The sequence below is a fragment of the Nocardia sp. NPDC087230 genome, assembly GCF_044744725.1.
GTDB lineage: Bacteria > Actinomycetota > Actinomycetes > Mycobacteriales > Mycobacteriaceae > Nocardia > Nocardia canadensis.
Genome location: NZ_JBIUYV010000013.1, coordinates 1 through 23,235 on the forward strand (window position 1 = coordinate 1; position 23,235 = coordinate 23,235).

The 23,235-nt window shown below is 70.2% G+C and carries 23 protein-coding genes and 1 pseudogene; 15 read left to right on the forward strand and 9 right to left on the reverse strand.

Annotated features, from left to right (window positions below; translation table 11 throughout):
• Positions 1 to 138 precede the first annotated feature (138 nt).
• Positions 139 to 483: a DoxX family protein gene (locus tag ACIO52_RS29120; protein WP_218720046.1), complete on the reverse strand. Its 345-nt coding sequence runs from the start codon at positions 481 to 483 to the stop codon at positions 139 to 141.
• Between the two features lie 80 nt (positions 484 to 563).
• On the opposite strand from ACIO52_RS29120, the gene ACIO52_RS29125 reads away from it, so the two are divergent.
• Complete coding sequence (locus ACIO52_RS29125; protein ID WP_218720045.1) at positions 564 to 1,445, forward strand: sigma-70 family RNA polymerase sigma factor; 882 nt, start codon at positions 564 to 566, stop codon at positions 1,443 to 1,445.
• 102 nt (positions 1,446 to 1,547) lie between these two features.
• On the opposite strand, the gene ACIO52_RS29130 is transcribed toward ACIO52_RS29125, so the two are convergent.
• Complete coding sequence (locus ACIO52_RS29130) at positions 1,548 to 2,024, reverse strand: HAD-IIIC family phosphatase (RefSeq protein ID WP_218720044.1); 477 nt, start codon at positions 2,022 to 2,024, stop codon at positions 1,548 to 1,550.
• A gap of 207 nt (positions 2,025 to 2,231) precedes the next feature.
• Here ACIO52_RS29130 and ACIO52_RS29135 point away from each other — a divergent pair, with 207 nt between their 5' ends.
• The gene (locus tag ACIO52_RS29135) at positions 2,232 to 3,455 is read left to right on the forward strand and encodes a CdaR family transcriptional regulator (RefSeq protein WP_218720043.1); all 1,224 of its coding nucleotides are present in this window, start codon (positions 2,232 to 2,234) and stop codon (positions 3,453 to 3,455) included.
• Positions 3,456 to 3,515: 60 nt separating this feature from the next.
• Here ACIO52_RS29135 and ACIO52_RS29140 read toward each other — a convergent pair.
• From ACIO52_RS29140 to ACIO52_RS29150, 3 genes and pseudogenes are all read right to left on the reverse strand, one after another.
• A pseudogene (locus tag ACIO52_RS29140) lies at positions 3,516 to 4,704 on the reverse strand (esterase/lipase family protein).
• A gap of 318 nt (positions 4,705 to 5,022) precedes the next feature.
• Entirely contained in the window at positions 5,023 to 6,384 is a 1,362-nt protein-coding gene (locus ACIO52_RS29145; RefSeq protein WP_218720041.1) for a lipase family protein, read from the reverse strand.
• Positions 6,385 to 6,620: 236 nt separating this feature from the next.
• Positions 6,621 to 7,850 carry a lipase family protein gene (locus ACIO52_RS29150; RefSeq protein ID WP_402648336.1) on the reverse strand — a complete coding sequence of 410 codons (1,230 nt, stop codon included), beginning with the start codon at positions 7,848 to 7,850 and terminating at the stop codon, positions 6,621 to 6,623.
• Positions 7,851 to 8,130: 280 nt separating this feature from the next.
• Here ACIO52_RS29150 and ACIO52_RS29155 point away from each other — a divergent pair, with 280 nt between their 5' ends.
• From ACIO52_RS29155 to ACIO52_RS29170, 4 genes are all read left to right on the forward strand, one after another.
• Positions 8,131 to 8,382 (forward strand): hypothetical protein, encoded by a 252-nt coding sequence (locus ACIO52_RS29155; protein ID WP_218720039.1) that lies wholly within the window; start codon positions 8,131 to 8,133, stop codon positions 8,380 to 8,382.
• 88 nt (positions 8,383 to 8,470) lie between these two features.
• A complete protein-coding gene (locus ACIO52_RS29160; RefSeq protein ID WP_402648339.1) occupies positions 8,471 to 8,965 on the forward strand; it encodes a DUF2599 domain-containing protein in 495 nt (164 codons plus the stop codon).
• Between the two features lie 32 nt (positions 8,966 to 8,997).
• Entirely contained in the window at positions 8,998 to 9,654 is a 657-nt protein-coding gene (locus ACIO52_RS29165; protein WP_402648342.1) for an SDR family oxidoreductase, read from the forward strand.
• A 349-nt stretch (positions 9,655 to 10,003) separates the two neighbouring features.
• Positions 10,004 to 10,258, forward strand: coding sequence for a hypothetical protein (locus ACIO52_RS29170; protein WP_218720037.1), 255 nt, complete (start codon positions 10,004 to 10,006; stop codon positions 10,256 to 10,258).
• Positions 10,259 to 10,311: 53 nt separating this feature from the next.
• Here ACIO52_RS29170 and ACIO52_RS29175 read toward each other — a convergent pair whose 3' ends face one another.
• Together ACIO52_RS29175 and ACIO52_RS29180 are read right to left on the reverse strand one after the other, a co-directional pair.
• Positions 10,312 to 11,196, reverse strand: coding sequence for a helix-turn-helix transcriptional regulator (locus ACIO52_RS29175; protein WP_218720036.1), 885 nt, complete (start codon positions 11,194 to 11,196; stop codon positions 10,312 to 10,314).
• A gap of 18 nt (positions 11,197 to 11,214) precedes the next feature.
• Positions 11,215 to 11,478, reverse strand: coding sequence for a DUF397 domain-containing protein (locus tag ACIO52_RS29180; protein ID WP_387161932.1), 264 nt, complete (start codon positions 11,476 to 11,478; stop codon positions 11,215 to 11,217).
• A gap of 324 nt (positions 11,479 to 11,802) precedes the next feature.
• On the opposite strand from ACIO52_RS29180, the gene ACIO52_RS29185 reads away from it, so the two are divergent.
• The 6 genes from ACIO52_RS29185 (at position 11,803) to ACIO52_RS29210 (ending at position 17,909) form a co-directional block, all read left to right on the forward strand.
• Positions 11,803 to 12,036: a hypothetical protein gene (locus ACIO52_RS29185; protein WP_218720035.1), complete on the forward strand. Its 234-nt coding sequence runs from the start codon at positions 11,803 to 11,805 to the stop codon at positions 12,034 to 12,036.
• Positions 12,037 to 12,125: 89 nt separating this feature from the next.
• Positions 12,126 to 12,560 carry a CBS domain-containing protein gene (locus ACIO52_RS29190; RefSeq protein WP_402648347.1) on the forward strand — a complete coding sequence of 145 codons (435 nt, stop codon included), beginning with the start codon at positions 12,126 to 12,128 and terminating at the stop codon, positions 12,558 to 12,560.
• Between the two features lie 73 nt (positions 12,561 to 12,633).
• Complete coding sequence (locus tag ACIO52_RS29195) at positions 12,634 to 13,911, forward strand: aminotransferase class V-fold PLP-dependent enzyme (RefSeq protein WP_402648350.1); 1,278 nt, start codon at positions 12,634 to 12,636, stop codon at positions 13,909 to 13,911.
• Positions 13,912 to 13,942: 31 nt separating this feature from the next.
• Positions 13,943 to 15,196, forward strand: a complete 1,254-nt coding sequence (locus ACIO52_RS29200) for a heavy-metal-associated domain-containing protein (RefSeq protein WP_402648353.1) — start codon at positions 13,943 to 13,945, stop codon at positions 15,194 to 15,196.
• A complete protein-coding gene (locus ACIO52_RS29205; protein WP_402648355.1) occupies positions 15,193 to 16,590 on the forward strand; it encodes a decarboxylase in 1,398 nt (465 codons plus the stop codon). The genes ACIO52_RS29200 and ACIO52_RS29205 overlap by 4 nt, the downstream gene beginning before the upstream one ends.
• On the forward strand, positions 16,590 to 17,909 hold the full coding sequence (locus ACIO52_RS29210; RefSeq protein WP_342800942.1) for a pyridoxal-phosphate dependent enzyme: 1,320 nt from the start codon (positions 16,590 to 16,592) through the stop codon (positions 17,907 to 17,909). The genes ACIO52_RS29205 and ACIO52_RS29210 overlap by 1 nt, the downstream gene beginning before the upstream one ends.
• On the opposite strand, the gene ACIO52_RS29215 is transcribed toward ACIO52_RS29210, so the two are convergent.
• Entirely contained in the window at positions 17,910 to 19,397 is a 1,488-nt protein-coding gene (locus ACIO52_RS29215) for a condensation domain-containing protein (RefSeq protein WP_402648359.1), read from the reverse strand. It abuts the gene before it with no gap.
• A gap of 254 nt (positions 19,398 to 19,651) precedes the next feature.
• Here ACIO52_RS29215 and ACIO52_RS29220 point away from each other — a divergent pair, with 254 nt between their 5' ends.
• The 3 genes from ACIO52_RS29220 (at position 19,652) to ligD (ending at position 22,378) form a co-directional block, all read left to right on the forward strand.
• Entirely contained in the window at positions 19,652 to 20,041 is a 390-nt protein-coding gene (locus ACIO52_RS29220; RefSeq protein ID WP_402648361.1) for a cold-shock protein, read from the forward strand.
• Positions 20,042 to 20,300: 259 nt separating this feature from the next.
• Positions 20,301 to 21,380, forward strand: coding sequence for an ATP-dependent DNA ligase (locus ACIO52_RS29225; RefSeq protein ID WP_218720028.1), 1,080 nt, complete (start codon positions 20,301 to 20,303; stop codon positions 21,378 to 21,380).
• Positions 21,377 to 22,378 (forward strand): non-homologous end-joining DNA ligase, encoded by a 1,002-nt coding sequence (gene ligD, locus ACIO52_RS29230; RefSeq protein WP_402648364.1) that lies wholly within the window; start codon positions 21,377 to 21,379, stop codon positions 22,376 to 22,378. The genes ACIO52_RS29225 and ligD overlap by 4 nt, the downstream gene beginning before the upstream one ends.
• Positions 22,379 to 22,382: 4 nt before the next feature.
• Here the strand turns inward: ligD and ACIO52_RS29235 are convergent, their stop codons facing one another.
• Positions 22,383 to 23,084, reverse strand: coding sequence for a hypothetical protein (locus ACIO52_RS29235; RefSeq protein WP_402648367.1), 702 nt, complete (start codon positions 23,082 to 23,084; stop codon positions 22,383 to 22,385).
• Between the last annotated feature and the right edge of the window lie 151 nt (positions 23,085 to 23,235).

Below are 23,235 nucleotides of genomic sequence, written 5' to 3' on the forward strand. Positions count from 1 at the left end.
CCTGGGTTTGGCGGATGATCCGCCGGGCCCACACCACCGCCCGGCCAATATAATTGGGTGAAGGGGGGGCCCCCCCCGGGGGGCCCCGGCCCCCCCCGGGGGGGGGGGGCGCGCCCCCCGGGGCGCCCCACCACCGCCTCACACCGCGGCCAGCGTCAGCGAGGCGCCCGCGAGCAGCAGATACGGCAACGGGTAGCCGAGGTCGGCGTAGGCGCGGGCACGCAGGACGGTCAGCTCCGCGCACAGGAAATACACCACGAGCCCGGCCGCGGCGGCGATCGCCAGCGGCCGCCAGGCCAGCCCGGCCAGCAGCGCGAGACCGCCCACCGCCTTGATCACCGCCAGCGGCGTGAGCGTCCACGGTGCGACCCCGTAGCGGCGCATGTTCGCGCGGATCCAGTCGGCGCGGACGACGTCGATCGCCGCGGCGATCAGCGCGGCCGAGGCGGCGAGCACGGTGACGACGACGAAGCTCGTGTGCATGAGTGGGTTCCTCCGGTCTACGGTGAGCGACGGCGACCGCCGTCGATCCGATGACGAACGGGCCGGCCGAAAGGTGACCGATGCAGACGGATGCGCTCGCGCTCGCCTTCGAACAGCGCCGTGACCGGCTGCGCGGAATCGCCTACCGGATGCTGGGCACCGCCGCCGAGGCCGACGACGTCGTGCAGGAGGCCTGGCTGCGTCTGGATCGCGTCGCCGTGGCCGAGATCGGCAATCTCGACGGCTGGCTGACCACGGTCGTCTCCCGGATCTGCCTGGATCTGCTGCGCGCCCGCGCCCAGCGCGCCGAGACCACGGCGCCGGACCTCGCCGATACGCGGGCCACCGGTCCGGGCGCCGACCCCGAGGACGACGCGCTGCTCGCCGACGCGGTCGGCCGCGCGCTGCTGGTCGTGCTCGATGTGCTCGGCCCGCAGGAGCGGGTCGCGTTCGTGCTGCACGACCTGTTCGCCGTGCCGTTCGCCGAGATCGCCCCGATGCTCGGGCGGACACCGGCCACCACCAAGAAGCTGGCCAGCCGGGCCAGGCAGCGCGTCCACGCGCCGGCCCGGATCGAGCCCGCGGAACTGACCGCGCAGCGGACCGCGGTGGCGGCGTTCCTGAAGGCCGCGCGCGAGGGCGACCTGGACGAATTGCTGGCGGTGCTCGCCCCCGATGTCGTGCGCTCGGCCGATCCGGCGGCGCTCCCGCCCGGCATGGCCGCCCTGGTCCGGGGCGCGGCCGCCGTCGCCGAAGGCGCGGTCGTGCTGCGGCAGCGCTCGCGGGAAGCGGTCCTGGTCCTCGTCGACGGTCGGCCGGGGCTCGTCGTTGTCCGGGCGGGCAGGCCGCTGTTCGTGCTCACCTTCACCATCCGGGCAACGCGGATCGCGGCCTACGACGTGGTCGCCGACCCGGTCAGGCTGGCCGGTCTCACCTTGTCGCTGCTGCCGGATCAGTCCTGAGACGCTGCCACCCGGTCGATTTCGGCACGCTGTGCAAGATCGCACGCGATGCGGTGCCGCATCGCGTGCGAGAAGGCAGCGCGCGCAGCCGAATCCGGGCCGTCACAGGGCCGGGACGCGCGCGAACCCCAGCGGCGGCGTCGGGACCGGGCCCGAACGCAGGTCGTGCCGGAAGTCCGGTAACAGCGGCAGCATGTCCACGTTGCGGGCGGCATAGCAGCGCACCATCGGCAGCGCACGCGAGACCTCGGCGCGCTCGACCGGCTCGGCGTCGAGGAACGCCATCCCGTCCAGCCCGAGGCCCAGGGTGTCGGCGATCCGCACGATCGAGGCCGACTTGCGGCCCCAGCCCACCTCGACCGCCGAGAACATCTCGTAGAGGCCGTGCCGATAGAGCGTGCGCAGGGTGCGCGAACGATCACCACGTGCCGCGACGGCATGCAGCACTCCCCGTTCGCTCAGCTTGGTGAGCGTACGCAGTGCCTGCGGGCGCAGCGTGGTGCTGGTCGAGTCGTGGACCACGCCGTCCCACAGGGTTTCGTCCAGTTCCCAGACCAGACAACGGACGGCAGGTCGCATGGTGCCCCTATCGGTTCGTTCCGGCGCGGAGAACTCTACAACCACTCATAGCGATGGACCAGACTTGTGACCGCTCACCAAGCAGGCAAGCAAGCATGGGTCCACGACCCATAACCTGACGTTCCATTCCGGCATCGCCGCGGGTTGGCTAGGGTGAACACGCTGGACAGCGGGGGCAGAGCCGCAAGATGGGCGAAGGGAACACAGATGTCCGTTGAGAATCCACCCCGGCAATCGCTGACCATCTCCGGTCAGCCGATGTCGTCGCCGTTGAAGGACGTGCGCGCCCTGTCTCGGCAGATGGTCGGCCACTTCGTCGCCAATGTCGTCCCCTGCGGCACGCTGCCGGGCGACGCGATCACCGGCGACGTCACCACCATCACCCGGATCTGCCTCGAATTCGCCGTCAGCATGCTCGACGGCCGCGACATCCCGAACAAGCTGCAGCGCCTGCAGGACGCGGCCAGCGGCTGGGCCCGCGAGGGCGTGCCGATCGACACCATCCACCACTCGATCGCCGAAGGGTTCAAGATCGGCCTCGACCTGGTGGTCGCGAACGCGTCGGTGAAGGACTACGACAATCTCGTCGACGGCGTCAAGATGGTGATGGAGATGCTCGACACCATCACCGCCCAGGTGTCGCTGGCCTACGTGCGGGAGTTGCGCGGCGTGGTCAGCGAGCACCACACCGCCGTGCACACCCTCACCTCGGCGCTGCTCGGCGGCCACAGCACCTCGACGATGGCCCGCGAGTGCGGCATCGCCATCGCCGAGACCTATGCCGTTCTGGCCCTGGCGATCCCGCCGCACCGCGAGGAGGCCAACCCGGCCCTCGACGCCCAGGTGGTCGCGCGCCGCAAGCTGCGCCGGGTGCAGGCCGAGCTGGCCAAGCGCTGCGGCGATTCGGCGCTGTCGCTACTCAGTGTCGACGGCGGCACGGTGCTCATCCCCGCGGGCACCTTCGATCGCGACGGCCTCGCCGCCCTCGTGGCCCAGCTCTCGCAGGCGGCCCAGGTCGGTATCACCGCGGCGCTGGTGGAGACCAGCACGACCGGCGTGCCCGATGCCGCCGACCAGGCCCACGAGTTGCTCGACATGGTGCAGCGGCTCGAGGTCACCTCCGGGCTGTACCGCTTCGACGAGTTGGCTCTCGAGTACCAGCTGACCCGCCCTGGCCCCGGCCGGGAGTTCCTCGGTTCGCTGCTCGATCCGCTGGATCAGTACCCCGAACTGCTCGAGACCCTGCAGCGCCACATCGCGAACAATCTCAACCGCCAGCGCACCGCCCGGGTGCTGCACGTGCACACCAACACCGTCGACTACCGGCTCAAGCGGATCGGCCAGCTCACCGGTTTCGACCCGACCCAGCCCTCGGGTCTGTGGTATCTGCGCTCGGCGCTGGTCGCCCGCAGCTACCGTTCCGCGGCCTGATCCCACCCCCGCGACGCCGAAGGCGCTGTCCGCGATCGCGGACAGCGCCTTCGCCTCGTCTCACAGGGAGCCACCACCCCCGACCAGCCAGGGGTTGAACTCGCAGACCAGGTTCGGGCTGCTCGCCGGATCGAGGGCCCGCAGCGCGATCGACAGCGCGCGCGGGGGAGTACATCATCGTCAGGTGGTCGGAAACGTCCTGTTCGCAGCCCTCCTGCAGGGTGATGTTGTCGACCGTGGCGCCGGGACCGGGCTTCAGGAAGGTCAGGTCGTAGGGGTTGGTGACCTCGTCGTAGCGGGTGCCGACGACGGTGTAGTCGACGCCGGGGACGGTGTCACCGTTGGCGTTGAGCTGGTTGACGAAGTCCGAACCGATCGTCTGCTGGATGCCGGCATGCCCGACGAAGATCTCGATCAGACCCAGGATGTCGATACCGGCGTTGTTGATCATCCGGCCCAGGGCACCGATGCCGTCGAGGCTGGTGCCGTGGTGGGTGGCACCGTAGGTGACGAGGTTCTTCACCTTGGCCGCGCCGCCGTCGTACTTGGTGTACCAGTTGGCCAGCGCGCCGCCCTGGGAGTGAGCGATGATGTCGACCTCGTCGGTGCCGGTGGCCGCCAGCACACGGTCGACGAAGGTGGCGACCTGCTTGGACGAGTCCTGGATGTAGCCGGTGCCCATGACGCCGGGCAGCAGCGAGCCGAGGCCGCCGCCTTCGACCAGGCCCGAGCGGCCGTAGTTGAAGGTGAAGGTGCAGTACCCCGCGTCCTTGATCGGCTGACCCATGAAGGCGTAGCCGTTGTAGGCGTTCATCCAGGTGCCGTGCAACAGCACCACCGGACGCGGATGTTCGGCGGTCGGCTTGCAGTTCCAGTCGTTGGCGCCGGGCGGGGCGGCGTCGCCGTTGCCGAGGCCGTAGGCGAACGCGGCCAGGAAAGCGGTCTGCGCGGGACCGTAACCGATGGTGTCGGTGGACTTTCCACCGGAGGAGCCCGAACTGGAGCCCGAACCGCCGTAGCAGTTGCCCGAGCCGTTCCCCGATCCGGCGCCGCTGCCGGAGGTGCAGGCCGAACCGCTACCCGGCCCGGCCACTTCGCGGCCGGAGGTGATGATGTCGGCGAGGGCCTGCTCGGAGGGCGCGGGGTCGGGAGACGCGGCGGCCCCCGGACCGGTGAGCGCGACGGCGAGCGCGCCGACGCCGGTGAGCACCGCCGTGTGTAGCGTCCGTCTGCGACTGGGAGATTTCATCGTTGGCGTATCTTCCTGTGCGATTCGAGAAATACGAATGGCTTTGTCGAAACCGCACCGAACATAAGTCCCGAAAATCCCCGCAATTCGGCCGTTTCCGGGTTTCTGGACAGGTCACCACGGCTCGTCGAAAACCCCCATGAGGGGGCACAGGAATTCTTCGGCAATCCGGACCGCACCGCGGACCGGATCCCCTTCATCGCCGTCTCACCAGCACTGACCGGCCGTCATCGCCCACACCACCCGGGAATTCCGCGGCCCGCTGACCTTTCACAGCAGCCGCCCGCGAAGATCGAAGAGAATTCCCACTTCCGCCGGTCAGCATTCACTGCGTGCCGCGACACCCTGCAATCGCTCGTCGAGCCAGAGCATCGCCTCCGGATATCCGGTGACCGCACCGATCACGTGCTCACCGAACACGCTGCGGTACACCGCGTTCGCGCCGAGCGAGCATTGCTCGTTGTACAGATTCCGCGCGCCGGCGGCGGGGATCCAGAACTCCTGCTCGCCGTTGTAGATGTAGAGCGGTGTGGCCGAGCGCATTCCGGCCATCCGGGTGATCTCGTAGATCCGGGTGGCCAGGTCCGAGCGCAGCGGGTCGGGGATGTTCGCGCCGACATCGATCGGCAGGTGCAGGACGCCGGGGACGGCGAACACGCTCACGCACTGGTCCTTCATCACCGAGGTGGCGACCCAGCGCGCGAGGTTGTTCATCGCGGCCAGGATCTCGGGACGTTCCCGGCCGATCGCGAAGGTGGCCGCCATGAAGATCCCGGAGGCGAGATTGGCGTTCATACTGCGCGAGAGGATCTCGAAATCGGCGGGCACACCGCCCAGCGCCGCCCCGACGATCACGTCGGCGAGTTCCGGTGCGTAGGAGTCGATCAGCTTGGCCGCGCCGTGGGTGGCGATGGCACCGCCGGAGTAGCCGGTCATCGCGAACCGGCTCGCGCCGAACACCGCCGGGTCGAGGCCGCGCACGGCCCGGATTCCGTCGAGCACCGCGTGCCCGGCGACATACGGCTCCGCGTAGGCCATCCACGGGCCCTCGTGATCGGGCACCAGCACGGCGTATCCACGCAGTGCCGCCAATTGCGTGGTCGGCGGGATGAATTCGGTCGAGCTCGAGTGCAGCGTGAGGCCGTGCGCGAGGGTGTATCCCGGCGTGCAGTCGCGCCCCAGCGCGTCGATCGGCAGGTTGTTGACCAGGACCGGCCGATCGCCGGGTCCGGTCCAGTCGGTGGCGGGCACGAGCAGCGTCGCCGTGGCGAAGGACGGGCGACCTTGCGAATCGTCCGTGCGGTATTTGAGCAGGGTGGCCGAGCGCAGCGGCACCAGGGTCAGCGGACCCGCGGTGGCGAGGATGTCGCGGGTGGCGATGATCTGTCCCGGCGTGTAATCGGCCAGCCCGTCGGGCCAATGGTCGAACATCGCGTCGCCCACGGCCGACGGCAGGACCGCGGCCCGCAGCGCGGCGAGCTCGGCATCGGGATCGGCACCGGCCGCCGGTTGGATCGGTGACGGCAGCACCTGATCGATCCAGCGTTGCAAGTCGGGCAGGAACCCCGGCGTACCCGGTTGCGGCACCGGGAATTCCGGGGTGGGTTCGGCGGCGGCACTGCCGACGGACAACGAACACAGCAGCAGGATCGAGCAGACCAACACACGCACAGATCGCATGGCACACACGCCTTCGGGTGGCAACGTCGGATTCGTCGCTGACGTGCGGCGATGCGGTGCTTCGTCTCCCGTCGAACTTCCCCCAGCGCACCCTCGTCAGTCCACTGAAGGTACGCCGGAACCACCCCGCCGGATCGGCGTCGTGCCCGAGTCGTGACGCAATGCGGCACGATCGCAACAACAATCGGCCCGAATCCGCTTCGGGGCGTGCGGATCCGGGCCGATCGAAACCGGGCTCAGCAGGTGCTGGGCGCCGGTTCCCCCTGCAGCCGCGCGTCGAGCCATCTCAGCGCGGAAGGCAGTCCGAGCACAGCTGCGGTCAGGTGGTCCGGGGTCGGGGTCGATTCGGTGACCAGCGGGGTGCCCGCCGCGCACCAGCGGTGTGTGGTGGCGGTGATCGCCTCGACCGGGATCAGGCCGTCGATGGGCGAATGCCATTCGAAGACAGGCATCGTCGGCGTTCCTGGGTAGAGCTCGAGGCTGTTCTCCTCCACGACGGCGCGGGCGTGCGGGTCGTCGACCATCGAAGTCGTCGCGGCGAAGTCGAGGATGCCGCGGCCCGCGCCTGCGCCGAGGATGTCGTTGGTGCACGCGTCGGCGATCGAGGCGCGGGCTGCCAGGCCGCGCGCGTTCATCTGCTCGCTGATCGGAAACCGTTGCGGATACTCCCGTTCCAGCCCGATCCCCGCCGCCAGCGCCAGGCCGAACACCGGGTGCGAGCCGAAGCCGAGACCCTCGAGCATCGACACCAGGTTCATCGGCACCCCGCCCAGCGCCGCGCCGGCGACCGCGACGTCGGGCGCGTAGCTGGGTTGCAGCGCCGCTGCCCAGGCTGTCGCCATGCCACCGCCGGAGTAGCCCGCCATCGCGACCCGGCTCCCCGCGACCAGCAGGTCGTCGACATTGCGGATCGCCCGGATGCCGTCCAGGGTCACCTGCCCGCCCAATTTGGCGGCGCCGTAGGCGAAGTTGGGCCCGAGATGGTCGGGCAGCGCTATCGTCCAGCCGCGCCGCAGGGCGAGATTCCAGAACACCGCCTCGCGAACCATCAGGTTCGGGTCGTCGGTGTAGAGCACCTTGGAGACCGAACAGCGCACGCCGAGTCCGTTGATGATGTGCTGGTAGGACAGCACCGGCGCGTCCCGGCGGTGGCCCGCCGGTTGCAGCACGGTCGTGGTCGCCGCGATCGGTTCGCCCGCCGAGTTGGTCGAGCGGAACTTGACCAGGGTGATCCTGGTGTCGGGGAACATCGCCAGGGGCGGCATCGGCCGCACGTCCAGTACGTCGCCCGGCCGCGACGCCGACAGGTCGGCGGGCTGGGCGTAGAAGGGGTCGGGATCGGCGCTCGGATAGAGCGGTGAACTGTGTGTGGGGGCGGCGCAGACCACGGCCAGCACGAGCGCCGCCGCCACGGCCAGCAGGGCGCGGCGGGGCCGAGCCCGTTGTGCCGCGGCAACCCAGATCATCCGGCCGTCCTCCCGTGTCGCTGCCGTCGAGACCGATACTTGCCGGTAGCGTGGCTCGTCGGTACCCCTTCGGACCGAGATCGGCGGAGCTCACAACCGGCAGGAACGCGGGTTGTGACCGGATGCAAGTCGACGGCGATTCTCGTCTGCCACCGTCACGCCGCGGCGCCGGAGGGCTGTGAGATCTCCAGTGAATTCCAGAACATGTTCCACTCGACGGCCCGGGCCCTACCGTCGAGTAGGAAGGCGCCCACCAGCGCCGGGGCATAAGGAGCACGCCATGATTCCCATCGACGAGAACATCGCCGCCACCTCCCACCGCGCCGACCGCACCGAGATACCGACCCGGCGGATCACGGTCTACTTCGACGGCGCGACACCGCAGGACGCGCTGATTCTGGAGTACGCGGCGACCCCTGCCGAGGCGTGGGAGTTCACCACCGCGGCGGTGCACGCCGGATTGCTGGTCACCGTCGACGGGCAGGTGGGTCCCGACCTGCGCCGACTCCCCTGCCGCTCGCTCTGGCACTGAGCCCACCGGCACCGCCGGGCCGACCGCACTAGGCTGGCCGGGCGGCCGCGTCCCGGCCGCGCGCCTGGACGACAAGGAGGGGCGACGCGTGATTCGGTGGCAGTTGTCGGCCGCACTCGCCGCCGTCGCGATGCTCGGCCTCACCGGCTGCGGCTCGACCGCCGCCGAGGAGCCGGCGACGGCGACTCCGTCGACGACCACCACGCCGCCCCGCTCGACCAGCAAGCCTCCGGTCACCCTCGCCGCGCCGACACCGACGGTCGATCCGTATGCCGGACTGCCGCTGATCGACCACCTCACCTGGACCGACACCGCCGACGGCCCTCGCCTGCTCGTCGTGCCGACCGTCGCGGGCCGACGCACCGCCGCGCCGGGCACCGACGAACTCGCCTGGCAGGAGGTCCTCGCCCTGGACGCCGGCGCCGACGCGCCGGGGATGCGGGACCAGTTCCTCTGCCACTGGGTGTGGGCGAGGATGGTGGCGCCCGACAAACCGAGCTGGAACCTCGAACCGTGGCGACCGGCCGTCGGCTATTCGGCCACGGTGTCGGCGAACTGCAATCCCGGCGGCCCGGAACGCTGACTGTCCGCTCTCCGCTCGAAAGGAGCACTCGCATGCGTATCGTCGTCGCCGGTGGGCACGGCAAGATCGCCCTGCTGCTGGCCTCGCTGCTCACCCGCCGCGGTGACCAGGTCCACGCGCTCATCCGCCGCCCCGACCAGGCCGCCGATATCGTCGCGACCGGCGGCGTTCCGGTCATCTTCGATATGGAACGCGATACCCCCGACGATTTGGCCGCCGCGGTCGCCGGCTCGGACGCGGTGGTCTTCGCCGCCGGCGCGGGCCCGGGCAGCGGTGCCGCGCGCAAATACACCGTCGATCTCAACGGCTCGGTGCAGCTCGCCGACGCCGCCGAGCGGACCGGCGTCCGGCGCTTCGTGCAGATCTCGACGATGCGCGCCGGCGCGCCGCCCGCACCGGGCACCGACGAGGTCTGGGCCGCCTACATCGACGCCAAGACCCGCGCGGAGGACGATCTGCGGTCGCGCGCCCTGGACTGGACCATCCTGCGCCCCGGCATGCTCACCGACACGGCAGGCAACGGTCTGGTCACGCTCGGACCACCGCCGATTGCGCGGGGTCCGATCCCCCGCGCCGACGTCGCCGCGACGCTCGCGTCGATCTTGGACGCGGACAACACTTTTGGGCGCACGCTGGAAGTGGTCTCCGGAACGGCGCCGATCGCGGCGGCCGTGTCGGCAATTCGGTAGCCGAAAATTAACTATCGCAACAATATTCGGCCGTAGGGTCGATTCTCGCCGACCGGCGGCAGTCCCCGCATCACGCCGCGGGAGGGACCAGCCGCCGGTCACGCCGTTATCCACCCGCCGTTTGTCGTGAACACGGTGGCGCACCCGCGGATTCGCCGCTCAGAAGCCGAGAAATGCGCTGCATCGAGACGGAATCGATCGTGCAGATGTGCTTGCATTCGAAACTTGCCCCGTCCTAAACTCAGGGCCGCAACACAATTCAGGGGATAGTCAGGGGAGGCCGCGAGCGGCACACCTGGGGCTATGTTTGCCTTGGGTTTGCCACTGCCTAAACACAGGGGCGTTCACCATGAACAACACCAACGGCCGATTCGGCCTCGCTGATCGCGCAGCGACGACCCACCCCGTCACCGCAGGGTGCTCCAGGGAAACAGCGGTCGCCTATGTCATCGATGCCGTGGAATCCACCGGCGCGGCGACACGCAATGATTTCGATATCGACCGGATCGTGACCACCGCGCACGAATTGGCCGACGACTGGGATCTGCAGACGCTGACCCCCGACACCTTCTGGCGGATCGCCGCGGGCTGCATCCGCTACTGAATCACCGACCCGGACCGGGCGCCGTCAGCGGCGCCCGGTAGCGGTGTCCGGCCTCAGGCGCGATCGGCGTAGTCGAGCAGGATCTGGCGCGAGCGATCGGGCCGGGCGGCCTGCACGCTGAGCTGGTCCATCACCGACAGATACAGCGCCAGGTCCTGCCGCCGCTCGAGGTACAGCGCACTGGTGAGCTGCTCGAGGTAGACGATGTCGGGCAGCTCGGGCTCGGCGAACCGCAGAATACTGAAGGAACTGCCCGCCGCGGCGTGCCCGCCCGCGGAGTACGGCAGCACCTGCACGGTCACGTTCGGCAGCGCGGACAGCTCGGCCAGGTAGCGCAGCTGCGCGCGATGCACCTCATGCCCGCCGATCGGGCGGTGCAGGACGGCCTCGTCGATGACCGCCCACACCACCGGTGGGTCGACCCGGCGCAGCACGTCCTGGCGGAGCTGACGGACCTGCACCCGTCGCTCGGTATCGGCGTCGTCGAACCCGAGAGTCACGATGGCGCGCGTGTACTCCGGCGTCTGCAGCAGGCCGGGCACCAGCTGGGCCTCGTAGGTGCGGATCTGACTGGCCGCCTGCTCGAGCCCGAGGTAGGTACTGAACCAGGAGGGCAGCAGATCGCTGTAGCGATGCCACCAGCCGGGTTCACTTGCCTGCCTGGCCAGTTCGAAGAAGGACTCACGCTCGCGGGTGTCGTGGACACCGTAGAGCGTGAGCAGGTCCCTGATGTCGCGTTCTTTGAATCCGGTGCGTCCCAGTTCGAGCCGGCTGATCTTGGCGTGTGAGCCACGGATCGCGTCACCAGCCGCCTCGCGGGTGATGCCTTTGCTCTCGCGCAGTTTGCGCAACTGGCCACCGAGGGCGATGCGCAGCACGGTGGGGCCGCGATCGACAACGGGTTGCACGCGACCGATCTCGTCGGGTTCAGCCGTCATGGCTGCCGATATTACCGATCACCGGGTCAAGTAGTCGAACTCTCCGGCCTTCGCGCCGCGGATGAAAGCGTCGATTTCCGGCCGAGTGTAGAAGATCACCGAGCCGTGCGGGTCGCGCGAGTTGCGCACGGCGACCGAACCGTCCGTCGCCTCGGCCACCTCGACACAGTTGCCGCTGGGGTTGCTGAACGTGCTCTTGCGCCAGTCGCCGACGCCCGGGCGTTCCCGCTGATCATGGTGCATACCGGACACGTCACACTCCTCGTTCTCGATTGATGCCATCAGTGCGAAAGTTGCAGATGCACGTGCAAACGTTCTTGCATCTGCACATTGCGATCGGGACACTAACACGGTTCACATGCGGCCGCACCGGTCGGTACTTACCCGACGACACGACCTGGGCGCACGCTCGATCGGTGACGTCCAGTCCCCTGAATTCGCAAGCGCGACAACCCGATCAGCTGCCCGACACGTCCGAATCGACAGTGCAGATGTTCTTGCATCTGCAAACAACACCCCCGTAGACTCAGGCCTCAAGATCACCGGAAGGGACGTCGGCAGCACCAGCCGGATGGGCCCTCCGCTGCCGGATGCGAGGGGACTCGGATGAGTACGCCGTTTCGAACACCCCGCCGGGTCTCGGCCGGAAGCACCGGCCTCGAGATCCCGCGATACCTCGGCACGGCGGGCGCGTCCTCCGGATCGTGTAGCGACGAGCCGCTCGGGCTCACCTACCGCCAGGCCCGCGAGATGCTGCGCCAGCACGACGTGCACGGTCCGCAGTGCAGGCAATGGCTGGCCGCCGCGGCCTATCTCTCCGCCGGCTTGGACGACGAATAGCCGGTTGTAACGTCTTCGTGCTGGTCACAGCCGTGTCACCCGAGGCATCCTGAAGGGGAACGATCGGGCTCGACACGGGTGAGCGGCATATGCGGATAGCGGAGATTCTGCGCAACAAGGGCACGGCGGTGGCCACGGTGGGGCCGCAGACCACGGTGCGCGCCCTGCTCACCGTGCTGGCCGAGCACAATATCGGCGCGGTGGTGGTCTCCCCCGACGGCGCGACCATCAGCGGAATCGTCTCCGAGCGCGACGTGGTCCGCCACCTGGACCGCCACGGCGCCGCCCTGCTCGACCGGCCGGTCGCCGAGATCATGACCGACCGGGTGCGCACCTGCGGACCAGACGACCACGTCTCCTCGTTGCGCGAGGTCATGACCGAGCATCGCGTCCGGCACATGCCTGTCGTCGAGGCGGACCGGCTGATCGGCATCGTCAGCATCGGCGACGTGGTGAAGAGCGAGATCACCGAACTGGCCGCCGAACGCGGACACCTGGTCGACTACCTGCAGGGCAAGTACTGAGCCCGCGCCCGAAAAGCGTTGCCCGCGAGAATTCTTCGTCAGCCGTACCAGAAAAGTGCGTATCGTTGATCTCGTGCACCCCTTCCGGCCCGAGCTCACCGCCGTTCCGGTGCTGCGGCACGCGCCGACCCCGGTGCCCGCCACGATCCGCGGCCGCTTTCCCGCACTGGCCGATCCGGCCGTGGTGTATCTCGACAGCGCCGCCACGACCCAGAAGCCGGACACCGTGATCGCCGCCGTCACCGGCTATCACGCCGAGCACACGGCCAATGCCGGGCGCGGCACCTACGGCTGGGCGACCTCGCTGTCCGCGCGGATCACGGCCATCCGTTCCCGGGCCGCGGCGTTCGTCGGCGCCGAGCACCCCGACGAGATCGTGTTCACCGCTGGGGCGACCGCCGCACTGGGCGCCGTCGCCTACAGCTGGGGGCTGGCCGTCCTCGACGACGGGGACGAGATCCTCTACAACCCCGCCGATCACGCGTCCAATGTGCTGCCCTGGCACCACCTGCGCGACACCTTGGCCCGGTTCGGGCGCCGGATCGTCCTGCGGCCCTACCGCAGCACCGCGGCGGGCGAGGCCGACATCGACGACATCCTGGCTAAGGTGGGCCCGCGTACCCGCTTGGTCACCACCAGCCACCTGCACCACGTCTACGGCGGGCTGACCACGCTCGAGGAACTGCGCGGCCGGATCGATCCGGAGATCCTGCTGTGCTTCGACTGCTCGCAGAGCGGCGGGCACCTGCCGGTCGACGTGCTCGACCTCGGCGCCGACTTCGCGGTGTTCGCCGGGCACAAGATGTTCGGCGCGCCCGGGATCGGGCTGCTGTACTGCCGACGGCGGGTCCACGAGCGGCTGCGGCCGTTCCTGCCCGGCGGCCACACCGGGGTGACGATCGGCGAATCCGGGCTGACCGGCTCCGGGATGCCGGAGCTGCTGGAGGGGGGAACCTACAATATTCCCGGAATTCTCTCCCTCGCACCGGCGTTCGATCTGCTCGACGAGCTGGACCCGATCGCGATCGCCGCGCACAACCGGCAACTCACGCTGCGGCTGATCGAGGGGTTGCGGCCGGTGCCCGGCCTGGAGTTCCTGCCGGGGCCCGCGTACGCGGGCTGCGCGGTGGGGTACGGGATCGTCTCGTTCACCCTCGACGGGATCAGCGCGACCGATCTCGGTTTCGTGCTGGCCGAGGCCGGTTTCCTGGTCCGCACCGGTGCGCACTGCGTGCCGGGCACCGAGCCCGGCGCGGGTTCGGTGCGAGTGAGCACCCACCTCTACAACACCCTGGACGAGATCGATCGTTTCGTCGCCTGCGTGGCCGGCCTCGCCGGGCACGGGCGCTGACCCTTTCCTGTCCCGAGCCGAGGAGGAACCCATGGGCACGCACCCCGCGCAGCACTACGATCGACGGTCCGCGTCCCGGGTACTGGCCGAGCTGGCCGCGCCCGGTCTGTTCGCGGCCGCCGAGCCACCGTCGCCGACCCAGATCACCTTCCGCGCCACCGAGTTACGCCCCGAGCCGGGCAGCGCGCTCACGCAGTCGCAGCGGATGTATCTGGAGCGGTTCATGCGGCCGTGCCGCCCCGACCAGGTCACGAGCGCGACCCACCGCATCACCTGGACCGACAGCGCGGGTGTGCCCAATACCGGCTACTTCCACACCGGGGGCGCCGGTCCCGACCTGGCCGTGGTGGCCAGGGAGACCGTGCTGACGCTGTGGCGCGAGCTGGCCGGGTCCGGTCTGGTGGCGCGCTCGGCGGCGCTGAGCGAGCCCGATCTCGCGGTGCTCGCGGGCACCACCACCGATCACGACCCGCACGAGATCTTCCGCGTCGGGGTGGAGGCCACCGGGCGCGCACTCGTCCAGCACGGGATCATCGCGGCCGATACCCCCTATCGGGATATCGTCGGCTTCGCCAGGGGCATGCGCGATTCCGGGATCTTCGCCGCCGTCGCGACCCGCTGGTTCTGGGAGCTGCAGGCCTCGACGTTCCGGCGCGGGATGATCCCGGTGCGCCTGGCCGTCCAGCCCGACGGGAGCGTGCGCTACACCGCCGATTCCCTCGCGCTGCTGCGCGCCATGAAGGACGCCACCATCGCCGACGCGCACGCGGTGATGCGGCGCGCGGTCACCGAGGAGGGGCTCGACACCGAGGCCGCGGTGGCCAGATATCACGACGAGCTGGACCTGATCTCCCGCCAGTACGCCCTGCTGCCCGCCGGCGCCAGGCCCGCCTGCCTGGCGGCGGCACCGCAGGCGGTCGACGGCGCGGCGGTGCACGTGCTGGCCACCGTGGTCGACCGGTTCGTCGAGACCTTCGCCGCGCTGGCGGACAGCGTCGTGGTCTTGCGAGACACCGCCGAGCAGGTGTTCGACGGTGCGCCGCCCGGCGACGACGGCGTCTTCTACGTCCCCGATATGAGCTGCAAGCATTGCGTCCGCACCATCACCACGCTGCTCGAATCGATGGAGATCCCGGTGGCCGAGGTCGACCTGGAGTCCAAGCGGGTCATCGCCCGGATCCGCAGCCCGCGCCACCGGTTCCGGGTGTTCGAGGCGCTGCGTGACGGCGGCTACAACCCGGTCGACGACGTGCCCGCCCCGGCGCCCGGCGCGGCGGTGGGATGACCCCGCCCGCCGTTCCCGCCGCGCTCCCCCCGCTGGTCGCCGACTTCCTCGCCGACCGGGCGGCCGTGCGCGCGGCGCTGGACCATTACGGCTCGCCGCTGCACCTGCTGTTCCCGCAGGTGCACGCGGCGAACCTGGCCACCGTGCGCGCGGTCCTCGACGCGGGAGCCGGCCCGTACCGGATCTGCTACGCGCACAAGGTGAACCGCTCGGCGGCCTTCGCCAGGACCGCCGCGGCGGCGGGGATCTCCGTCGACGTGGCCTCGGCGGGGGAATTGTCGGCCGCGCTGGCCGCGGGATTTCCGGGCGACCGGATCGAGGCGACCGGCCCCAAAGGGGTGTCTCTGCTGCGCGCGGCGCTCGCGGCGGGGGTGACGGTCAATGTCGACAATCTGTGGGAACTGTCCACACTGGCCGAGCTGGCGGACGCGCCGGTGCCGGTCCTGCTGCGCATCTCGGGATTTCCCGGCAGCGCCCCGAGCCGCTTCGGCATCGACCTCGCGGCCGCCGATACCGCGTTCGACGTGCTCACCCGGCACCGGGATCGGCTGCGGTTGCTGGGTTTCGCCTTCCACCTCGACACCGCCGCCACCGCCGAACGCGTCCGGGCGGTCGCGGCGTGCCTGGAGCTCGTCGAGCGCGCCTACGGACACGATCTGACGCCGACCGTGCTCGACATCGGCGGCGGGTTGCGCCAGGTCTTCACCGCCGACGCCGCGCGCTACGACGCCTACGACGACGCGCTGCGCGCGGGTCTGCTCGGGCGGGGCGAGGCGCTGCACTGGGGCAGTAGCACCTTCGGCTATCACGTCGCCGGCGGCGCGGTCCACGGTGGACCGGTGTTCCACAAGTACGCCAACATCGAACCGGCCGCCGCCATCCTCGCCGATCTGCTCGCCACCCCGCTGCCCGGGCACAGCGGCCGCGCGCTGGGGCAGGTGCTGGCCGACAATCTGCTCGAACTGTGGCTCGAGCCCGGCAAGGCGCTCGTCGATCAGGCCGGGGTCACCCTCGCCAGTGTGGAATTCGTCAAAACCGCGGGCAACGGTGCGACCCTGGTGCATCTGGACCTGAGTCGCGATACGGTCACCGCCGCCGACCAGGAGGTGCTCATCGACCCCGTGGTGCTCGCCGAACCCGCCGTCGCCGAACCCGTCGGGGTCTTCTTCGCGGGACATCTGTGTCTGGAGCGGGATCTGGTGACCCAGCGGCAGGTGCGGGTGGCCGGGGTGCCCGCGCCGGGCGATCCGGTGCTGTTCGCCAATACCGGCGCCTATCACATGGATTTGTCCGCCGCGCAGGCCAGCATGCACCCGGTGGTGCCGAAAGTCGCTGTGCGACATAGTGACAGCGGATTCACGCTCTGCCCCGACGCGGATTACCGGGTGCCGTGATGGTCTACAACCACATCACCGAGCTCATCGGCAACACTCCCCTGCTTCGCCTCGATCCCGCGGTGCACGGGCTGGCCGGAGTCGAGCTGTACGCGAAACTGGAGTCGCACAATCCGTTCGGCTCGGTCAAGGACCGGGTCGCCTGGGCGATGATCCGCGCCGAGGTGGACCGCGTCGCCGCGGGCGGGCAGTCGTTCATCGAGGCCTCCAGCGGCAACACCGCCAAGGCGCTGCGGGTGCTCGGCGCGCTGCACGGCATCCCGCTGCGGGCGGTGACCAACCGGATCAGGGTGGGCGAGGTACGGCAGCTGCTACAACTGCTCGGCACCGAGATCGTGGAACTGCCAGGCCTGTCCGAATGCCCGGATCCGCAGGCGGCCGACGATGTCTCGGCGGTGATCGCCCAGACCACCGGTCAGGCGCCCGAACGGTGGTTCCATCCCTCGCAGTACACCAACGAGCGCAATATCGACGCCCATCACGACGGCACCGGCACCGAGATCGCCACCGACCTCGCCGAGGCGGGCATCGATCATCTCGACTATCTGATCGGCGGACTCGGCACCACCGGTTCCACGCGCGGCACCGCGACCGCGCTGCTGGCCCGGCATCCGGCGCTGCGCACCATCGGCGTGGTCTCGGACCGGTTCGACTTCATCCCCGGCATCCGCTCCGAACGCGAGATGTGGGATGTCGGACTGTTCCGGCCCGACTTCTACGACGACATCGTCACCGTCGACTCGGCCGCCGCCATCGACGCCACCCTGGCCCTGATCCACGGCTACGGAGTGCTCGCCGGACCCACCAGCGGCGCGGGCTACGCGGCGGCCCTGCGTGCCCTGGCCACGGCGCCGCGCCCCGAGGATCGGCCGCTGGTCGCGGTGCTCATCGTGTGCGACCGGCTCGAGCCGTACCTGTCCTATATCGCCAAGCGCAGGCCCGAGCTGTTCGGCAAGGCCGCGGGCGCGGGCGCGCCCGGCCCCGAGGACACCGCCGCCGCACCGACGCTCACGCCCGCCGCGCTGGCCGAGTTGGACCGCACCGGCAGACCGACCGTCGTCGACACCCGAGGCGCGATGGCCTACCGAGTGGGGCACGTGCCCGGCGCGCTCAACATCCGTGACGATCAGCTCGACGAGATGCTCGCCCAGGGCATGCCGTTCCCACGCTCGCGCCCGGTCGTGTTCGTATGCCCCGTCGGCGAAACCTCGCTGCGCTTCGCCGCCCTCGCCCACCGCGCGGGCTATGACGCCTACAGCCTGGCCGGGGGCATCGTCGCCTGGCGCGACGCCGGTCATCCGCTCGAACGCGGCGGGTGATCAGACCAGCACCCGTGCCGCCCGGCGGACCCCCGCGAGGGAGCGGCGGCTGCCCGTGGCCGCCAGCAGGGCGCCCAGTGGGCCACGGTAGCCGTCGGCCAGCAGTCCGACGACCGCCCGGAACCGGGCGACGAACCGCTCGGCGGTCTCCTCGTCGAACCGGGCGAGCGGATACAGGAACGAGCCGTCGATGCCGACGGGCGCGCCGAACGGATCGTAGTGATCGGTCAGCCCGAACTCGAGATCGTGTTTGGCCCGCACCACCCCGGTCGGCACCTCGGTGATCGAGAAACCCGGAGCCGCACCGAGTTCGGTGGCGCTGCGGGGCGCGTCGGCTCGCTGCAGGATCAGTGTGGCCTGGAACAGCGGCAGCGCCGCGTCCTGGAGCAGGCAGCGCTTGAGCCGGGGATTGGGGGTGTCGGGATGGGCGTAGGCGGCCAGCGCGACCCGGCGCACCTGGTCGATGAGCTCGTCGACGTCGGCGGCGCGGTCCAGGCGCACGCGCAGGAGGACGTCGTCGGAGAAGTTGCCGACCAGGTCGTCGAGGAGGCGGTGGTCGCGCCCCGAGACCGCGGTCGCCACAGTGACGTCGGCGCTGCGGGCGAACGCGCCGACGGCCACCGCAAACGCGGCCTGCAGCACCATGAACAGGCTCGCCCGTCCGTCCTGTGCCAGCCGCAGCAGCCCGGCGTGGGTCCGCGCGTCGAACGAGATCGGTAGCAGCGCACCGGCGGCCGGGTCGACCGGCGGTGACAGGGGTTCACGGGCGGGCAGATCCAGCAGGGCGGGCCGACCGGCCAGCGCGTTGGCCCAGTAGCGCAGTTGGTGGGTCGCGCGGCTCCATTCGTCGGTGAACTCGCCGAGCTGGGCGTGCTTCCACAGGGTGTAGTCGGTGTAACTCACCGGCAGCGGCGCCCACTCGGGGGCGCTCCCGGCGCGGCAGGCGAGATAGGCGGTGACCAGATCCCGGATCAGCGGGCCCAGCGAGCGCCCGTCGACCGAGATGTGGTGCACGACCAGGGCGAGCACCACGTCGCCGGGTCCGACGACGAACAGTCGGGCCCGCACCGGCAGCTCTCGCGTGAGATCGAAGGCCCGCGCCGACAGCGCGGCGACCGCGACCGCGAGTTCACTCTCGGTGACGGCACATTCGGCGATATCGAGAGCGGTCTCCGCCGCGTCGACGACGTGCTGGGCGGGACCGTGCTCGGTCGCCGGGTAGATCGTGCGCAGCGGTTCGTGCCGGGCGACAACGCATTCCAGCGCCGACCGCAGCGCGGCCGGGTCCACCTCGGCGCCGCGCAGCCGCAGCGCCCGCGCGACATTCCAGTCCGCCGAGCGGCCGAGCCGAGCGGCATGCCACATGCGCTCCTGCGCGGGCGCCAACGGCACATGCGCCGGGCGCGGGCGTGGCCCGAGCAGGACGACCGGCGGCGCCGGCGGCCGGAAACACACCGTCTCCGATCCCGCCCGAGGTGCTGTCAGCACCCCGCGACCGGCGTCGTATCCCCCCGACCTCATCCCCCGACCGGGGTCGAACACTCGTCACAACCTCCACACCCGTACCAACAGATTCGGAACGCTAACGAGAGGATGTGAACGAACAGTTACCGGATTGTGACCACGTCCGGTCGGCCCGGCGGTGCGGCGTCTCCGCGATGTCGCTGTCTGTCCACTTTCCCGGAAAATCGCCCAAAAGCCGCGTTACAGTGGCGTCGGGAAGCGGAGCGAGGAGCTGGTCGGTGTCCATCGGGAAATTGGTGTCGTTCGACGGGTCACGGGGTTTCGGGTTCATCCGGCCCGACGACGGCGGGCCCGATGTCTTCGTCCACGTCAACGACATCGGCCTCGACGAGGACGAGTTGCGCCAGGGCAGGCTGTTCGAATTCGATGTCACCGAAGGTGATCGCGGCCCCAAGGCGATCAACCTGACCGCCGCGGGTCACACCGCGCCCGCGCCGAAGTCGCGCAAGGAGCGCACCGGCGGTGACCGGCTCGGTCCCGACGAGCTGCGCCGCCAGATCACCGAGCTGCTGCTGGAAGCCTCCCCCGCGCTGACCGCGGCCGAGATCCTCACCATTCGTGAGCGGTTCACCACGTTCGCCGACGATCACGGCTGGCTCGACAGCTGACCTCGCGCCCGCGCGGTCGCGGCGCCCGGACGCCCGGCTGATCCGGTCGCTGCGGTGCCGCGACGACCGCTACTCCCCCTCGACTACCAGCGTGTATCGCGGCCACCGCCGCGCGGGCCGCGTCGACAGCTGAGCGCGACACCGGGCCGGGCGATGTCCGCGCCGGTGTCGGTGGACGGCCCTACGATCGAAGCCGCACCGATGAATCGGGCACGCTCGCGCCGTCGACACGGGTGAACCCACCCGCGAGGAGGATCGGATGGATCTACCGGTGATGCCGCCAGTGCGCCCCATGCTGGCCAAGTCGACCCCGTCGTTGCCCCGGGAGCCCGGGCTCAGCTACGAACCCAAATGGGACGGGTTCCGGTGCATCGTGTTCCGCGACGGCGACGAGATCGAGCTCGGCTCCCGCAACGACCGCCCGCTCACCCGGTACTTCCCCGAACTGGCCGAGCTGCTCGCGGCCGCACTGCCGGACCGCTGTGTCGTCGACGGAGAGATCGTCGTCGTCACCGATCAGGGCCTGGACTTCGACACGCTCCAGCAGCGGCTGCATCCGGCGGCCTCGCGGGTGAACAAGCTGGCCGCCGAGACCCCGGCCAGTTTCGTCGCCTTCGATCTGCTCGCCCTGGGTGATCGTGATCTGACCGCCGAACCGTTCACCGAGCGCAGGCGCGCGCTGGAATCGCTGCTCGAGGCCGCACCGGGCCGGATCCATCTGACCCCGATCACCCAGGACCCCGACGTCGCTCTGGACTGGTTCACCCGGTTCGAGGGCGCGGGCTTCGACGGGGTGATGGCCAAAGCCGACGATCTGCCCTATCTGCAGGACAAACGCGTGATGCTCAAGATCAAGCACGAACGCACCGCCGACTGCGTGGTGGCCGGCTACCGGATGCACAAGGACGGCGTAGGTGTCGGCTCGCTGCTGCTCGGCCTGTTCGACGACGACGGCAACCTGCATCACGTCGGTGTCGCGTCGAGTTTCACCGCGGCCCGGCGCCGCGAACTGCTCGGTGAGCTGGCGCCGTTGCGCGAGAACGCGCTCGACAACCATCCGTGGCGCAACTGGGCCGACGCGGTCGCCCAAGCCGACGCCGACGGCAAGATGCCCGGCGGGGTGAGCCGGTGGACCGGCGGCAAGGACCTGTCCTGGGAACCACTGCGCCCGGAACTGGTCGCCGAGGTCCGCTACGAGCACGTGCAGTCGGGGAGGTTCCGCCACGGCGGGCGGCTGGTGCGCTTCCGGGCCGACCGCACCCCGGAGTCGTGCACCTACGCCCAGCTCGACGAGGTCGCCCCGGCCGAGCTCGACGCGATCTTCGGCGGTGCGCGATGAGCGCGGCCGTGGAGATCGAGGTCGACGGGCGCGTCCTGGCGATCAGCAACCCGGACAAGATCTACTTCAGCAAGCGCGGCGACACCAAACTCGACCTGGTCCGCTATTACCAGGCCGTCGCCGAACCGCTGCTGGGCGTCATCGGCGACCGGCCGGTGTTGCTGGAGCGCTATCCCGACGGCGCGTCGGGCAAGTCGTGGTTCCAGAAGCGGGTGCCCAAGTCGGCGCCGGGCTGGTTGCGGACCGTCGAGGTGTCGACACCGAACGGTACGACCAGCGACGCGCTCGTCGCCCACGACCTCGCCCACCTGCTGTGGGCGGTGAACCAAGGGTGCCTCGGCTTCCACGTCTGGCCCAATCATGTGCCCGACCTGCGGATCGCCGACGAGCTGCGAATCGACCTCGACCCCTCGCCCGGGATCGGCTTCGACGATCTGCGCCGGGCGGCGGTGCGCACCAGGGAACTGCTGACCGAGCTCGGCATCGAGAGCTGGATCAAGACCTCCGGCTCGCGGGGGCTGCATATCTACGCCCTGCTGGAACCGCGCTGGGACGGCTACCAGGTGCGCGCCGCCGCCGTGGCGCTGGCCAGGGAACTGGAGCGCCGCCACCCCGAGGAGATCACCGCGCACTGGTGGAAGGAGGAGCGCGGGTCGCGGGTCTTCGTCGATTTCAACCAGAACGCACCGCACAAGACGGTGTTCGGCGCGTGGTCGGTGCGGCCGAAGGTCGGCGGTCAGGTGTCCACGCCGATCGCGTGGGCCGACCTCGACACCGTCGTGCCCGACGACCTCACCCTCGCCACCGTCCCCGCCCGGCTGGCCGAACTCGGTGATCCGTGGGCCGACCGCCCGCCGCAGTCCATCGCACCGCTGCTGGAGATGTCGGAACGCGATATGGCAGCGGGTCTGATGGACGCGCCGTGGCCGCCGCAGTACCCGAAGATGCCGAACGAACCGCCGCGGGTGCAGCCGAGCCGGGCCAAGAAAGCCGACTGAGGACCTATTCGGTCCAGGGCACCCAGCTGCCCGCCCCCGCCTTGCCCTCGCACACCAGGGCGTGGTTGTCGGAGGTGCGCCCCGACTTGTCCACCGTGGGGTCGCAGCGCGTGCCCTCGGTGTAGTACGACCCGGACACCCGGAACGGGCCCGACCAGGTGTAGGCGCCATCAGCGCGCAGGCACAGCAGGGTCGCACCGTCCGCCGCGACGCCCAGCAGCCCGGCCCGATCCGCCGAACAGGGCGTGCCCTTCTCGACGACGGTGCCCGCCGGGCTCAGCACGGGCACGGTCCCGGTCGGGGTGGCGCTCGGCGCGCCGTGCGAGGGCACCGTCGTCGACACCGAGGTCACCGTCGTCTCCTGGGCGAGTGTGGGCACTTCGAGATCCAGCCCACCGAACAGCACCAGTCCCACCGTCGCCAGGGCCGCGACCTCGGTGCTGCCGAGCAGCAGCGCGAACACCGCCATTCCGCGCCCCCGTGGATGCCCGAACGACAGCAGCCCGAACACGATCGCGATCGGGAACAGCAGGACCAGCGCGGCGGCGAGCGCGATCATCGCGTACGGATTCACCCGTGGCTGGTCGGCGCGGCCCGCGCCCGCCCCACCGTCCTCCGGTGTCGCGTGCGGCCAGCGCTGGCCGTTCCAGCGCCGATCGTTCACGTCCTCCTCGGGGTCGTCGTCCCATTCGTCGTACCGTGCCATCAACCCCGGGTCCCTCTCGATCCCCCCGGCGCGGAATCGAACCACTTGCGGCGCCGGGTTACGCGACGAGAATAGGGACTCCGACGCGGCCGGTCAGCGCAAACGACAAATGCGCGTACCTGCGGTTCGCCCCCGAATCCAGGGGCATCGA

Coding starts and splice junctions, on each gene's coding strand:
- ACIO52_RS29135 (WP_218720043.1), top strand. CDS start 2,232: ATGTCCGTTGAGAATCCACCCCGGCAATCGCTGACCATCTCCGGTCAG.
- ACIO52_RS29125 (WP_218720045.1), top strand. CDS start 564: ATGCAGACGGATGCGCTCGCGCTCGCCTTCGAACAGCGCCGTGACCGG.
- ACIO52_RS29150 (WP_402648336.1), bottom strand. CDS start 7,850: ATGATCTGGGTTGCCGCGGCACAACGGGCTCGGCCCCGCCGCGCCCTG.
- ligD (WP_402648364.1), top strand. CDS start 21,377: ATGAGCGCGGCCGTGGAGATCGAGGTCGACGGGCGCGTCCTGGCGATC.
- ACIO52_RS29120 (WP_218720046.1), bottom strand. CDS start 483: ATGCACACGAGCTTCGTCGTCGTCACCGTGCTCGCCGCCTCGGCCGCG.
- ACIO52_RS29235 (WP_402648367.1), bottom strand. CDS start 23,084: ATGGCACGGTACGACGAATGGGACGACGACCCCGAGGAGGACGTGAAC.
- ACIO52_RS29210 (WP_342800942.1), top strand. CDS start 16,590: ATGGTCTACAACCACATCACCGAGCTCATCGGCAACACTCCCCTGCTT.
- ACIO52_RS29185 (WP_218720035.1), top strand. CDS start 11,803: ATGAGTACGCCGTTTCGAACACCCCGCCGGGTCTCGGCCGGAAGCACC.
- ACIO52_RS29165 (WP_402648342.1), top strand. CDS start 8,998: ATGCGTATCGTCGTCGCCGGTGGGCACGGCAAGATCGCCCTGCTGCTG.
- ACIO52_RS29225 (WP_218720028.1), top strand. CDS start 20,301: ATGGATCTACCGGTGATGCCGCCAGTGCGCCCCATGCTGGCCAAGTCG.
- ACIO52_RS29180 (WP_387161932.1), bottom strand. CDS start 11,478: ATGGCATCAATCGAGAACGAGGAGTGTGACGTGTCCGGTATGCACCAT.
- ACIO52_RS29175 (WP_218720036.1), bottom strand. CDS start 11,196: ATGACGGCTGAACCCGACGAGATCGGTCGCGTGCAACCCGTTGTCGAT.
- ACIO52_RS29190 (WP_402648347.1), top strand. CDS start 12,126: ATGCGGATAGCGGAGATTCTGCGCAACAAGGGCACGGCGGTGGCCACG.
- ACIO52_RS29170 (WP_218720037.1), top strand. CDS start 10,004: ATGAACAACACCAACGGCCGATTCGGCCTCGCTGATCGCGCAGCGACG.
- ACIO52_RS29145 (WP_218720041.1), bottom strand. CDS start 6,384: ATGCGATCTGTGCGTGTGTTGGTCTGCTCGATCCTGCTGCTGTGTTCG.
- ACIO52_RS29200 (WP_402648353.1), top strand. CDS start 13,943: ATGGGCACGCACCCCGCGCAGCACTACGATCGACGGTCCGCGTCCCGG.
- ACIO52_RS29130 (WP_218720044.1), bottom strand. CDS start 2,024: ATGCGACCTGCCGTCCGTTGTCTGGTCTGGGAACTGGACGAAACCCTG.
- ACIO52_RS29205 (WP_402648355.1), top strand. CDS start 15,193: ATGACCCCGCCCGCCGTTCCCGCCGCGCTCCCCCCGCTGGTCGCCGAC.
- ACIO52_RS29155 (WP_218720039.1), top strand. CDS start 8,131: ATGATTCCCATCGACGAGAACATCGCCGCCACCTCCCACCGCGCCGAC.